We start from the raw sequence: 13,386 nt of genomic DNA on the forward strand, positions 1-13,386 counted from the left end.
TTTATAACACTTCTACATGCCAATTTCTAATTGGTATTTCGTTACCATTAACATAAAAATATGACGTCAACTAAAAACAACGCACAGAACAGCGAGCAAAATAATGCGCAAAACAACGCGCAAAATGCATATGCGAATCAAACTATTCAAACGCTTCTTAATCGCAGATCTATACGCGCTTTTAAAAACGAGCCGATTAGCGAAGATATTGCAAAAACGTTGGAAACAGCAGCACAGCGCGCAGCTTGCAGTCAGTTTTTGAACGACTGGTCTGCAATCAAAATCACAAGCAAAGATCTTAAACAAAAACTTTCTAAACTTGGCAATCAAACTTACATAGCAACAGCGCCACTTTTGTACGTTTTTATTATTGACCAGCACAGAAATGCTGCTATAGCGCGCAAAAACGGCATTGATGCAGACGGAAGCGATTTTACTCTTAAAACAGGCTACAGATTCTCTCAATCGCAAAACGACGCTGTTCTTGCACTACACGCAATGGAAACAGCCGCAGAATCGCTTGGACTCGGTTGCGTAATCCTTGGTTCAATTTTGAATAATATTCCAGATTTAATTGAACTTTTGAAGTTGCCAAAATACACGTATCCCGTTCTTGGGATTGCAATCGGCAAGCCAGACCAAAGCCCAGAATTAAAGCCACGCATGGACTCGAGTATGCAATTCTTTGAAAATGAATACCCTAGCAGCGATGATGTTTTGATTGAAAAACTTGCAGACTTCGACGAAAGAGTGCATAAATACTACGATTTGCGTAATGCAGATAGGCCAGTGGACGCATTCAGTGCGCAAATCACAAAGCTTGCTGTAGATTCTGGAGCCAAAAACCATAGTTGCGAATCGCAGCTTAATGCGCAAGGATTTACTTTTAAGTACTGATTTGCTGATTCACTGATTTGCTGATTTTTTAGCGTTAAGCATTTAGCGTTAATTATTTAGCGAATACGCGGTTTATATCCGCGTTTTCTAGACTTGGGTTTTGTTGTTTCAAACCGCGAGCGCATATCGCAATACTTACGAATCGCAGGATTTGAATGCGTTAAATGCCAACTTCCGCAATAATCGCATTTATAAACCCACAGCTTTGCTCCACGTTCTGTAAAACTTTTATCCGCTGCAATAAGAGCCTGCCCTTTGTTGGCGTACATTATTTTTTGAGTAGATTCACATCTGCGCGGAGTAAAGAAATACATGTAACCCATAGTATCACCGCAATAAACTGCGTTGATTCGCAACTTTATGTAGTGCGATTGTACCCAATTTAGGCACTTTTTAATACAAACACACTACAAGATTGCGGCTTGCGCAAAATCGTATTCCAGCAAATCAAAATAAGTTCAATTTAATGTCTTTTTAGTTCAATTCTTAATTATTGCTCAGCCAGAATTTGGTCAAAATTCAAAATAAATTCAACTTTATGCTTGCAAAATGAGTTTTGGCGCGTAAAATTGTCTTTTAATCGCCTCAAAGTTCAATTTATATCTTCTATTTTGAACTTTGTTGTAAGTTTGTTCAATTTAAGAATGCTGATTTTATAAGCTTCTATAAGAAAGACGGATTATGGCACAGAATTTTGCAAACGACCTTAAAAAGGCCATGAAAATCAAGGGATATAAGCAGATTGACGTAATCGAGCTTGCAGCAAAAGATGGCCATAAACTTGGCAAAAGCCAGTTAAGTCAATATTTAAGCGGAAAAACTGAGCCACGCAAAGACGTGCGAGATATGCTTGCACAAATTCTTGGAATTAGCAGCGACGGAATCAAAGGTGGGCATTCTTGCGCAAAAACCGCGCAAAACTGCCAGTCTGCAGAAGAATCACAATTAAATCAGCCACAGCTTACAGAAGAACAACTTTCCCAAACACTCAAACATAGATCTTTCAACAAATCCACCAAACTTGAGCACGTGCTTTACGATGTTCGCGGCCCAGTTGTTGAAGAAGCAAACCGCATGGAAGCAAACGGAACGCATATTCTAAAGCTCAACATTGGGAATCCTGCTCCTTTTGGTTTCCGCGCTCCAGACGAAGTAATTTACGACATGCAGCAGCAGCTTATTGACTGCGAAGGCTACTCGGATAGTCGCGGACTTTTCTCCGCGCGCAAGGCGATTATGCAATACGATCAGCTTAAGGGCATTCCAGGCGTACAAATGGAAGATATTTACACTGGAAACGGCGTTTCCGAGCTGATTAACCTTTCTATGCAAGCACTGCTTGATTGCGGCGACGAGATTCTTATTCCAAGCCCAGACTATCCGCTGTGGACTGCGTGCGCTAGCCTGGCTGGAGGTACTCCTGTGCACTACATGTGTGACGAAAAGTCGCATTGGTACCCAGATATTGCCGACATTCGCTCTAAAATCACCCCTCGCACTAAAGCAATCGTGATTATTAACCCGAATAATCCTACGGGTGTGCTGTATAGTCGCGAAGTTTTGGAAGAGATTGTTAAGATTGCGCGCGAGTTTAATCTGATTATTTTTGCGGACGAGATTTACGACCGTCTTGTTATGGATGGCAAGAAGCATATTTCGATTGCTTCTCTTGCTCCAGACGTATTCTGCGTAACTTTCAGCGGACTTTCTAAGTCGCATATGATTGCTGGCTTCCGTATTGGTTGGATGAGTCTTTCGGGAGATAAATCCAAGGCTCGCGACTACATTATGGGACTTAACATGCTGTCTAATATGCGCTTGTGCTCGAACGTTCCTGCGCAGTCGATTATTCAGACTGCTTTGGGCGGATACCAGAGCGTTGAAAAGTATTTGGAGCCAGGCGGACGCGTGTATGAGCAGCGCGAGTATTGCTATAACGCACTTCAAGAGATGGATGGTGTAAGCGTTGAGCGGCCAGATGCTGCTTTCTACATGTTTGTAAAACTCGATCCTGCTCGCTACAACATTCACGACGATGAACAGTTTGCGCTTGATTTGCTGCGCGATCAGAAGTTGCTGATTGTGCACGGCAAAGGCTTTAATTGGCAGACTCCAGGCTACTTCCGCGTAGTCTACTTGCCGCGCTTGCAAACGCTTCGTGACGCAATGAGCAAACTCTCCAGCTTCCTCTCCTACTATCGCCAGTAGAAATCATAATTTTTGCATAAACAAAAAATTACGATTAATTCTGACCCTATTCAAGAAATTATGCATATAGTGCCACGCTAAAAAAACTTAACGTGGCACTATATTTTTCATAGGAGGAAGGAATCAAAGTATTTACTAAGCAACCTGTTATCTTATAGATGCTACTGGGCCAATCGACTCACGCAGCAGCACAGTAATAGGTAGACATACGTGACGGGATGATGCGCGTTCATACCCAGCATTCAAAGTTTCTACTATATATTCAGCAGCTAAACGTCCTTTAGCTGTAACAGGCTGTTTAACTGTTGTCAACGGTGGATTACTACATGCAGACTCATCTATATCATCAAATCCTGTAACAGAAATATCACGTGGAATTTGCAAACCAGACTGTCTAGCAGCGTCCATTACTCCAAACGCAATAACATCACTAAAACAGATGAATGCAGTTGGTAATACAGAATTATTTTGTTTTATTTGCGCAAAAGCTTCTTCTCCTCCAGTACGAGTACATGGCACTTCAATAACATTTTTCTTATCGACCAGTGGAGCTATTCCATTCTCTTCTAAAGCAGAAATCACACCATCAATACGGCGACGAATTGTTCCATGCCAAGAAAGATACCCATCATCATTGCCTGATTCTGGAGAAATCACCACAAAATTGCGATGACCTAATGAAATAAGATGCTCAGTTAATTCTTTCATAGCGCGCGACTCATCAATATTGATACTCGGAGCCTGGCTATGTACCTCACTGTCAACAATCACAAATGGCTTTCCTTGCTGCATAAGAGCTTCAACTTCACCACGATCTTCTTCTAAACCAGTTACTATAAAACCGTCAACTGCAGCATAAGGAATTGCTTTTAACATAGAATTACGAAGTGGAGGCACTAAAAGAAGCGTCAATCCCTCTCGCTCACAGATTTGCCCAATACCCTGAATAAATTCCGAATAGTATGGATTTTCTAGCACTCGCCCTAATTGCTGCGGTAGTAACAATCCCAAACTATTTGTCTTTTGAGTTCTCAGCATATAAGCAACAGGATTACGCACATATCCTAGTTCCTTTGCAACTGAAAATATGTGTTCTACAGTTTCTGACGATAAGCGATCAGGAGTATTATACGCAAAGGAGACAGCAGATTTAGAGACACGCGCTGCATCAGCAATATCCTGCATTGTAATTTTCTTTCCCATGCTTCACACTTCTTACTTCTACATTATTTTTACTGTTGAGCCTGCAATACGATCATAGAATTATCTTTATTAGGGCGCCAACTATCTCCAACAGTTACACCATTTATAATTCGCCAATTATGATTTTGCAATTGTTGAGGTAGCTTCGATGAATTATATTCTACCAAATTATTACGTGAAATAATCATCAAAAGAGATTCTTCCTTATGCTCTCGCGAAATAATGACAGTATCTTCGTCAACAGCGTAACAACTTTGCGTACCCCTTCGCAACGCAATATGATCACGCCGCAATGCATTTAATTGAACAATTGTACGGAATATTTCAGCATTTGTATCAAGACTATCCCACTGCATACCAGAACGGCACCCAGGATCATTATCGCCAACCATACCAAGTTCATCACCGTAATAAATCATCGGAGCACCTTCGCAGGCAAACATGCAACAGTAGGCAGCTATGCAATCCTCAGTATTATTTTGATGCGCAGTTAAAACACGCTCAGTATCGTGACTACCCAACAAATTCATCATCCCATGGTGATATCCATACGGTATGCGCTCCTGCAAACGGTTAATACCGTTAACAAAATCGTATGCATTGAACCGCTTCGTTGCAGTAAAACCTAAAACTAAATCACGCAGAGTATAATTCATTGTGCTATCGGTAGTGTCTCCTTGCAGCCATTGAGCGGGGTCTCTCCATTCTTCAGCTATCAAACATAATTCTGAATTTTTTGCTTTAACAACTTGCCTAAAATCCTGCCAAAATTCTGGATAAATAAAATATGGAACGTCAAGACGATAACCGTCGATACCTTGATCAATCCAATATCTCGCAACATTAAAATGATGCTCACGCACCTTTGGATTAAACACATTCCACTTCGGTAGATATTCACAACCAGAACAGGTTTTATAATTAGGTACAGGCAATGACTTAACTGGAAAGTTTTTCACTGAAAAATAATTAACATATTCTGAATTCTCTTCATTTTTAACAACATCTTGAAACATCCAATGAGTTTTACCACAATGATTTAAAACTGCATCTAGTACTATACGTATATTCCGCTTATGCGCTTCATCTACCAATGTATGGAAATCTTCAAGAGTTCCTAAAAGTGGATCGATTTTAAAATAATCGTTTGCATCATAACGATGATTTGTTGCAGCAGAAAAAATTGGATTCAAATAGAGCGCATTGCACCCTAAATCATGAATATAATCAAGTTTTTCTGTAATTCCAGCAATATTACCACCTAAGAAATTCTCACGCGTAGGCTCAGCATCCCATGGATCAAGCGGCACATGACCTTCAGTTAGCATACCGTAGCCTTCACAACGATAGAAACGATCAGGAAAAATCTGATAAAATCTTGCATCAGGTAACCACTGTGGTATAGACATAATAAACCCCATCCTTAATTTTTCTACAATTTCTAATCTTTCATACCAGTATTGGCAATTCCTCTAACAAGCGCACGTTGGAAGAAAAGGAACACAATAATACTTGGTATTGTTGCAGTCAAAGTTCCTGCCATCAAATAATTCCAAGAGGTTCCGTAACGCCCTACGAAGGATGCTAAACCAATCTGAATTGTACGAGTTTCATCCGTATTCGTAACTAATAACGGCCAAAGGAAATCATTCCACGCAAAGAGAAAACTAAAAATACCAAGCGTCGCAAACGCTGGAGACGACAATGGAACGATTACTTTGAAGAATATTCCAAACCTGCCACAACCGTCAATGCGCGCTGCCTCATCAAGCTCTCGAGGAATTGTTGCAAAATATTGGCGAAGTAAAATAATGCCAAACACATCTGCAAGCCTAGGAACAATCAAAGCATACAGCGTATCAACCCATCCCAAATTAGCGACTATCTCATAAGACGGAATAACAATCACAAAATTAGGAATCATCAATGCAGAAAGCAGCAGAATGAATATTGTTTTCTTCAAAGGAAATTCTAAGCGCGCAAAAGCGTAGGCGGCAAAGGCATCAAATATTAAATGTCCTACAACAATTCCTACCGTCATCAATAGCGTATTCCAATAATATTGCGCAAACGGTGCCGCTTGCCACGCGTGAATATAGTTTTCCCAATGCCATGATGTAGGAAAAATTGAAGTATTCGTGTATGTTTCAGCACGCATTTGCAAAGAAGTAGTGAACATCCACAAAAATGGAATGATTACTGTTGCCGAACCTAAAATCAGAATCGCATGACGCGCCAAACGCGACCATAATGATGATTTCATTATTCTTCTCCTTGTGCTCCAGAAACTTTCCATTGAATCATCGTCACGCCTAGCACTAGCGCAAGCGTAATGAACGCTATTGCTGTTCCATAGCCAAAATCACCGAGCTTGAACGCATCACGATACATCATCATGCCAAGCACTTCCGTACCTCCGCGAGGACCGCCACCAGTGAGCATGTATGCAAGGTCGAAGGATTGGAAGCTCGTTACTAATGCCTGAACTACTACAAAAAACGTCATTGGAGATAGCAATGGGAAAGTAATCTTCCATAATTTTTGCCACCCAGTAGCTCCATCTAATGCAGCCGCTTCATACACGCTTTTTGGCAATGCTTGTAACGCAGTTAAATACAAAATAGCGTTAAAACCAATATTTTTCCACACGGTCAAAAGAATTAATGCAATAAGCGCAAGCCAACGATTTTGTAACCAATCTGGTCCGTGTATATTGAATTTCATCAACACACTGTTCACGAATCCAGAAGGATCGAGCATATATTTCCACACAATGGCTGCAGCCACAGAAGATGTAACCACTGGAAGGAAGTAAATACTACGATAAATACTCCTACCTCGTATAGGCGCATCAAGCAAAAGCGCGAGCAACAATCCAGTCAGCACACTTAATACACATACACCAGCAGCATAAATAACCGTTACCATTAAGCTATTGAAAAACTCAGGATCTTGGAAAAGACGAACATAGTTTCCCAAGCCAATAAATTTCTTTTCTGGAGAGAATCCATCCCACGATGTTAGTGAAATATATACAGCAGACAACACAGGGTACAGCACGAAACCACCAATAATAAGCACTGCTGGCAACAAGAATACCGCAGCACATATTACTTGATCTTTCTGGTAGTGCCTGTGCGCAGACTTGAGAAAATGACGTTTTTTCATTACATACTCCTTGATGCAAAGAACTCCGATAGCTGAGTCAACTTCATTTCCTTTGACCCAGCTATCGGCACAGTATTTATGCAATCAGCCTTTGGCAATCACGTCGTTTACTGCCTTTTCAGCATTCGCAAGCGCTTCGTCAACACTCTGCTCTCCAGCGAAAGCCTTCTCCACAGCCTTTGCAAATTCAAAGGAAATCTTTGGATACAATGGCGTATTTGGACGCGTATGAGCAATCTCCATTTGTTCCACAAACGGAATTAAACGAGGCTGTTCCTTCTTAACCCAATCCAAATACTTATCAGACTTTGCAACACTCTTCGTTACAGGAAGCATGCCAGTCTTTTGCGACCACTTGATCACCTGTTCTGGCTGCAAGAACCAGTTCAAGAATTCGCCAGCAGCCTTGGCACGAGCGTCAGAATTATGGAAGACGATTGCTTGTTCACCACCGAGATTAGTCGCTTCCTTGCCATCCTTTGGATGAGGAGCTTTCGCTACACCGAAATCAAATGGTGGATCTGGCGCCCAGATGCCAACCATCCAGCTACCTTCCTGAGCAGAACCACCCTTGCCCTTTTCAAATTCGCCCCACTTAGCATATGGGCTCACGCCGCTCTTTATAAGATCCATCCAGAAGTTCATAGCCTTCTTGCCTTCTGGCGTATTGAATGCAGCCTTAGAATTATCCTTTGTCAAGAATTCGCCGCCAGCTTGCCACAAGTTGACCTGGAAGTTCCAAGTTAAACCTTCGCCGTTATCTCCTGCTTGAGTAAGCAAATCATACCCTGGCTTGCCTGTCTTTTCCTTGATTGTCTCGGCAACTTTCTTCAACTCATCCCATGTTTGTGGTGGTTTGTTAGGATCTAACCCAGCTGCTTTATAAACGTCCTTGTTGTACATGTACGCAAGATTATTGGCAGTAACTGGCACAGAAACTTGTTTGCCGTCAATATGACCATAGTCAATCAATGCAGGAGTCACATCATCGAGCGTTTTCGAGCTGATAACCTTAGAAAGATCAGTCAAATTGCCCATTTTTGCAATCTGTGGCACCCATACCAAATCACTTATAGAAATATCTGGCAAACTCTTCGACGAAGCCGATGCACGAAGCTTCGTCATAAAATCAGAATTCGGAACGCTCGCAGTCTTAATCTTAATATTTTTATGCGAAGCATTAAAATCCTTCACCATTGCATCAAAGGTATCGGCATTAGCGCCATCCCAATAATGCCAAATGGTAAGCTGTGTTGAGCCATTAGCGTCGGATGATTTTGCACTACCACACGCACCTGCGCTAATAATCATTGCAGCAGCACCGATTAATGCACATATTTTTGTAAGTTTCTTCATTGTAACCTTCTTTTTATCTGCATATGTTAACTTGCACTCATTTTGCATTTAGAAAATGGGTGACGAACTATTCTCTAAAGCATCAGAAAACAAACTAGTAATTTTTTTATTCTTTGTTGTATGACTACATAACAAGCAAACAGTTTTTTAATTGCCGCAAACACTGGCTCATATAAATCTACATGTCATGTTCACACAGACACCAAATCAAAAATGCACGCTTGTTTCTACCTCCTCCCCTCCAACTCCGAAGACATTATCTTTAAATGCCCACTGTTTGTCATCAAGCAATGCCTTAAATTGGAACTTTTTACCTTTAGGTATTCTTTCCATTTCAGTCTCCTTTGAACTGCAATGCTAAACTCTTGTAAATCAATTTACTACATTGTTAAACAAACGTCAATCCCTTAAAATAATTACACGTTATCTACTTGCCGCGCTTGCAAACGCTTCGCGACGCAATGGGCAAACTTTCTAACTTCCTCTCCTACTATCGCCAGTAGCCGCAACCCCTGCCTATAACACTCATTTCACTCACAGTCCATAAAAAGGTGTATATCAAGAGGCATATATCATTCAGAATATGAAAGACATTCATAACATGAAAGAAAAAAGAGAAGGAAATGAACGCTTCGGCACGGATTCGCACAACTCTTATTATTGCCGTTTTATCGCTTAATGCTTTTCTTTTAACAAGCTGTAGATTTGGCGTGAGTCTATATCTTTTAATGCATGTTGACTTATCTCACGCAGCGCTTAACGCGGTATCAGTAGCGCTTATGACCTGCATAGCAGCACCGCTTGGCGGAATTATTGCAGATAAATATCCACCAACTAAATTGTTTATAGCGCTAACGTTCTGCTTTGCCTTGTTGTGCACTGGATATGGTTTTGCTTTAGTAGCACAGCATAATCTTATTACTATTATGGTTACGCTACTTGGCATAATATTCGGGTTCTTTACTGCATTTTCTTCACCTAATCAAAAAGTATTGATGGCGTATAGTGTACCAACTGGCGAAAAAACCAAGTTTTTAGCAAGCATGCGCATGTGGATTAATCTCAGCAGGCTTGCCGCACCTGCGATTACTGGCATATTTGTTGATATATGCAATCCTCTCATTTTCTTTACGAGCATTGCTATTGTGATGATACTAGCGGCGCTACCTCTGCTGTTAGTTAATCTAAACCAGCAAGCACAAAATAGCGCAAACAATACGAAAACAGGAACAGGAAGCAATAAAACCGCTGGTTTTGCAGCTTCTCTACACTATATGAAATCTACACCATGGTTAATAGTCTTAGGAGTAGCATCAGCATTACAATCTGGATCATGGCTTGCCGCATTCAGACTAATGGGAGCACACCATTGTCTCACACTTTTTCATTCGGCATCCACGTGGGGAACAATAGTCAGCATATTTAACATTGGCATGATTGTAGGTTCAGTATTATGCAAATATATTGTGCTTCATTATGAGATTTTATACTCTATTTTATTACCTGGATTCCTCTCTATTCCTTTACTTATTTTCGCACTTAATAATTGGATTGCTCTTTTTCTTTGCTCTGCTTTCATTGCAGGTATTATTTTTGACGCCACTATTGTCTATGGGCAAACAGCTCTTCTCGACGGCATACCAACACGCATTCTCGGCGCGACTACTACTTTTACTTCCATTATGGAGCAATGCGGCATTATCGTAGGGTATGCAAGCGTACTAGCATGGGGAAATCTAAATTCATCATTATTCATAATGATTGCAGCTGGCGTAATACTTGTTTCAACAGGTATAGCCTTATGGATTATTCAAACTCGTAAACAAACATACCCATCAATGCTTACCAAAGATTATTGGACACCATCAACATGGGTAAAAAGAAGCATATAACAAGCCATTTAGCGCGACAGCGCAATAAAGCTATACAAATGCACACGGCATTATTCACTCAGCCATTGCCAAGCCTCAACCACATTGCTTTGAATCACTAAGCTTTAAGCGAACTTATTCGCTGCGGAGTAACTCCCCTAGGCTCTCAGCACCTACCTTTATAAGATTCCCTTTGTAAAGGTTTTCCTAGACAAGATATTCATCATACAAATTCAAGTATTATTATTACTTAAATAATGCTTTTCTAAAGGAGCAATATGATAGCAAAGCATATTACTGTTGGCATTGTTGATGATGATTGTTTTTGTCTACACGGCCTAAAAACATATATTGAACAGGTTGTTCCGTCCTGCAATATTTGCTGGTTGTCAACATGTGCCGATCAAGCAATTCAGTTTTGTCAAAATCGATGCCCAGACGTGCTGCTAATTGACATGTATATGTCTGGGGTTTCGGGAATTAAAATATTATACGAATTGCGAAGAAGACACTCGCTCCCAATAATAATTGCTATAACTTCATTTCCTATCAACGATTATGCATTAAAAGCATCGGCAGCAGGCGCGCAAGGCATTGTTGGGAAAAACCACCCAGAAACTATTTGCGCTATGCTTAGCAGTATTATCCAAGGCGCGTTCAAGCCGCAAATAATAGGCAATCTTCATTTTGACGACACGATGACAGCATTTCAACGTTTGCAAAATAAGCCAAAAAAGGGACGCCTTGCTTTAACGGATCATGAGACTGAAATTGTAAAGTTGTGCAGTAAAGGAATGACTAATGCGCAAATCGCTAAACGTTTATTTGTTGAAACTTGTACTGTGGAAACTATCCTTCGTCGCGTGTTCAAAAAGTTGAATGTGACGAATCGTTCACAACTTATTACCACATGGCTGCATGATGAATATTTAGGAAATGATACACAATGATTATTTTCTTAATGCGTCGTTTGCGAGAAAAGCTTATTGACAATAAAACATTTTTACTATTGGGATGTTTGTCGAGCGCAATGGATGCATATATTTACTCAAATAGCGACAATGGCACAATACAACTTGTTATAGTTTACATGATTCTTGCTGCTATGAATCTGTTCCTTTGCTTGCTCCCGCATTTTATGAGCATGTGCTATATTTTTGTGCACCTCAGCATTCTTGTTATTCCTAGTCTGAATCTCCCACCAGTAACTTTCGGGCTCATCATATCATTTGTTTTTATTTCATATTTATATCCGATTCAATTTACACTACCTTTATTCTTAGTAATAGATGCATTACACTACGTTGCATACCGATACCTATCAACTTTGTCTTTCAAGTATCTTATTGCTTACCTTTTAATAAATATATTTTGCGTTTGCACTGGTATTATTTTGCGCATTTATCACCAAAAAATGGTTCTTTATGAAAAAGATAGGCAAACAATTAATAATCTTAATTTGGCTGTGCGAATGCACGATAAATTAACTAATAAGATTGCAGATATTGCACTACAAAGTAAAATAGCATTACTTGACAAGTCTATTTCTAAAAAGCAACGAGAAGCTATTGAAGAAATAAATGATTTGGCAGATCAGGCTTTTGAAGAAGGTCATAATATTATCGACATTCTACGTGGAAATACTGCTAAGCATGATGCTCGAAGCGAGTTCATTCAGCGCATTGAAGATACGCTACAAATGAACGACTCAATCAATGAATCATGTGGATTAAAAGGAAGATCCATATGCAATATATCTAGTAACGATATTCCTGAAGACATTAGCGATGAAATCATCTGTGAAGTTATTGAATTAATCGAAGAACTATATTTGAACATTCGAAAATATGCTTCTTTAGTTTATTACATCAGAATTTCGATACGCGAAAAACAAATTGTTATAAAACAGTTCAATGTTCGATTTTTGGGCAAGAAAAGTAAAGATGTGATTCGCGCAGTATCTCAAAAAGGGCTTCTGCTTCATCGCGATACCCTAAAGCATTTAGGCGGTTCACTTTATTTTCGAGCCTTTGGCAAGTATTGGGAATGTAATGCAGTTATCCCTTTCAAAAATGAACATAACCGTATAAATAGTATACTTTACTGATTCAGTTTAAAAGATTAATGAATCTTGAGTAGTTTTAATTAGTAATTATTTGTAAAGGTTTTCATATACAAGATATTGTTTACCTTTTAGCGCGACATTAATTTATAAATTGTAAAGGTTTTATATACACAATTATTTTCTTGTATTAGAAGGAGAAGAATATGAGTAATTTAGAAGATACAAAAGCACAAATTCCGTCCGTATTTTGGACAATAGCCAATGGCGTATTTCTTGCTAGCGGAATTGCGCTGATTGTAATGCGTAATGATTATCTATGGGGAGTGCCTCAAATTATCGCTGGATTATTTGGTCTTGCAACCATATTTCTCATTAAAAAACCGTGGTGCGCGCAACTATATTTTATCGTATCCTCACTAGCTGTAATAGCAAATGGACTTATGGAAATATTCGGCATGATCCACGGATCTGGATACGGTTATGTTCCGCTGATTATTGGCATAATCGTGCTTTTATTTATAGGCCTTGATAAGGATGAAAGTTCAAAAGCTCTTGGAATTGCCAAGAATAAATAAAAGCATTAGACTACGAATTTTAATATAAAAACATATCACAATT

The 13,386-nt window shown here is 39.8% G+C and carries 13 protein-coding genes; 6 read left to right on the forward strand and 7 right to left on the reverse strand.

Features of this window, described 5'->3' with window-relative positions; translation table 11 throughout:
- Nucleotides 1–60: 60 nt before the first annotated feature.
- Nucleotides 61–897 carry a nitroreductase family protein gene (locus NYP69_RS04185; protein ID WP_473412965.1) on the forward strand — a complete coding sequence of 279 codons (837 nt, stop codon included), beginning with the start codon at nucleotides 61–63 and terminating at the stop codon, nucleotides 895–897.
- A 56-nt stretch (nucleotides 898–953) separates the two neighbouring features.
- Here NYP69_RS04185 and NYP69_RS04190 read toward each other — a convergent pair whose 3' ends face one another.
- Complete coding sequence (locus NYP69_RS04190; RefSeq protein WP_016797389.1) at nucleotides 954–1,220, reverse strand: hypothetical protein; 267 nt, start codon at nucleotides 1,218–1,220, stop codon at nucleotides 954–956.
- A gap of 358 nt (nucleotides 1,221–1,578) precedes the next feature.
- Here NYP69_RS04190 and NYP69_RS04195 point away from each other — a divergent pair, with 358 nt between their 5' ends.
- Nucleotides 1,579–3,105 (forward strand): aminotransferase class I/II-fold pyridoxal phosphate-dependent enzyme, encoded by a 1,527-nt coding sequence (locus tag NYP69_RS04195; protein ID WP_473412966.1) that lies wholly within the window; start codon nucleotides 1,579–1,581, stop codon nucleotides 3,103–3,105.
- A gap of 147 nt (nucleotides 3,106–3,252) precedes the next feature.
- Here the strand turns inward: NYP69_RS04195 and NYP69_RS04200 are convergent, their stop codons facing one another.
- The 6 genes from NYP69_RS04200 to NYP69_RS04225 all read right to left on the reverse strand — a co-directional run bounded on the left by NYP69_RS04200 (nucleotide 3,253) and on the right by NYP69_RS04225 (nucleotide 9,165).
- Complete coding sequence (locus NYP69_RS04200; protein WP_004131343.1) at nucleotides 3,253–4,308, reverse strand: LacI family DNA-binding transcriptional regulator; 1,056 nt, start codon at nucleotides 4,306–4,308, stop codon at nucleotides 3,253–3,255.
- Between the two features lie 29 nt (nucleotides 4,309–4,337).
- Nucleotides 4,338–5,717: a glycoside hydrolase family 13 protein gene (locus NYP69_RS04205; protein WP_410294424.1), complete on the reverse strand. Its 1,380-nt coding sequence runs from the start codon at nucleotides 5,715–5,717 to the stop codon at nucleotides 4,338–4,340.
- A gap of 32 nt (nucleotides 5,718–5,749) precedes the next feature.
- Complete coding sequence (locus tag NYP69_RS04210) at nucleotides 5,750–6,571, reverse strand: carbohydrate ABC transporter permease (protein ID WP_004112888.1); 822 nt, start codon at nucleotides 6,569–6,571, stop codon at nucleotides 5,750–5,752.
- On the reverse strand, nucleotides 6,571–7,476 hold the full coding sequence (locus tag NYP69_RS04215; RefSeq protein WP_004118115.1) for a carbohydrate ABC transporter permease: 906 nt from the start codon (nucleotides 7,474–7,476) through the stop codon (nucleotides 6,571–6,573). Before NYP69_RS04215 ends, NYP69_RS04210 begins: the two co-directional genes overlap by 1 nt.
- Nucleotides 7,477–7,560: 84 nt before the next feature.
- The gene (locus tag NYP69_RS04220; protein WP_004131339.1) at nucleotides 7,561–8,832 is read right to left on the reverse strand and encodes an ABC transporter substrate-binding protein; all 1,272 of its coding nucleotides are present in this window, start codon (nucleotides 8,830–8,832) and stop codon (nucleotides 7,561–7,563) included.
- 207 nt (nucleotides 8,833–9,039) lie between these two features.
- On the reverse strand, nucleotides 9,040–9,165 hold the full coding sequence (locus tag NYP69_RS04225; RefSeq protein WP_020758047.1) for a hypothetical protein: 126 nt from the start codon (nucleotides 9,163–9,165) through the stop codon (nucleotides 9,040–9,042).
- Between the two features lie 290 nt (nucleotides 9,166–9,455).
- Between NYP69_RS04225 and NYP69_RS04230 the strand changes: the two genes are divergently transcribed.
- The 4 genes from NYP69_RS04230 to NYP69_RS04245 all read left to right on the forward strand — a co-directional run bounded on the left by NYP69_RS04230 (nucleotide 9,456) and on the right by NYP69_RS04245 (nucleotide 13,343).
- Nucleotides 9,456–10,724 carry an MFS transporter gene (locus NYP69_RS04230; RefSeq protein ID WP_032819544.1) on the forward strand — a complete coding sequence of 423 codons (1,269 nt, stop codon included), beginning with the start codon at nucleotides 9,456–9,458 and terminating at the stop codon, nucleotides 10,722–10,724.
- Between the two features lie 257 nt (nucleotides 10,725–10,981).
- Entirely contained in the window at nucleotides 10,982–11,653 is a 672-nt protein-coding gene (locus tag NYP69_RS04235; RefSeq protein ID WP_115761996.1) for a response regulator transcription factor, read from the forward strand.
- Nucleotides 11,650–12,810, forward strand: a complete 1,161-nt coding sequence (locus tag NYP69_RS04240) for a hypothetical protein (RefSeq protein WP_060785710.1) — start codon at nucleotides 11,650–11,652, stop codon at nucleotides 12,808–12,810. The genes NYP69_RS04235 and NYP69_RS04240 overlap by 4 nt, the downstream gene beginning before the upstream one ends.
- A 161-nt stretch (nucleotides 12,811–12,971) precedes the next feature.
- On the forward strand, nucleotides 12,972–13,343 hold the full coding sequence (locus NYP69_RS04245; protein ID WP_115761997.1) for a hypothetical protein: 372 nt from the start codon (nucleotides 12,972–12,974) through the stop codon (nucleotides 13,341–13,343).
- The last annotated feature ends 43 nt before the right edge of the window (nucleotides 13,344–13,386 follow it).

The sequence above is a fragment of the Gardnerella sp. c17Ua_118 genome (genome assembly GCF_055804255.1).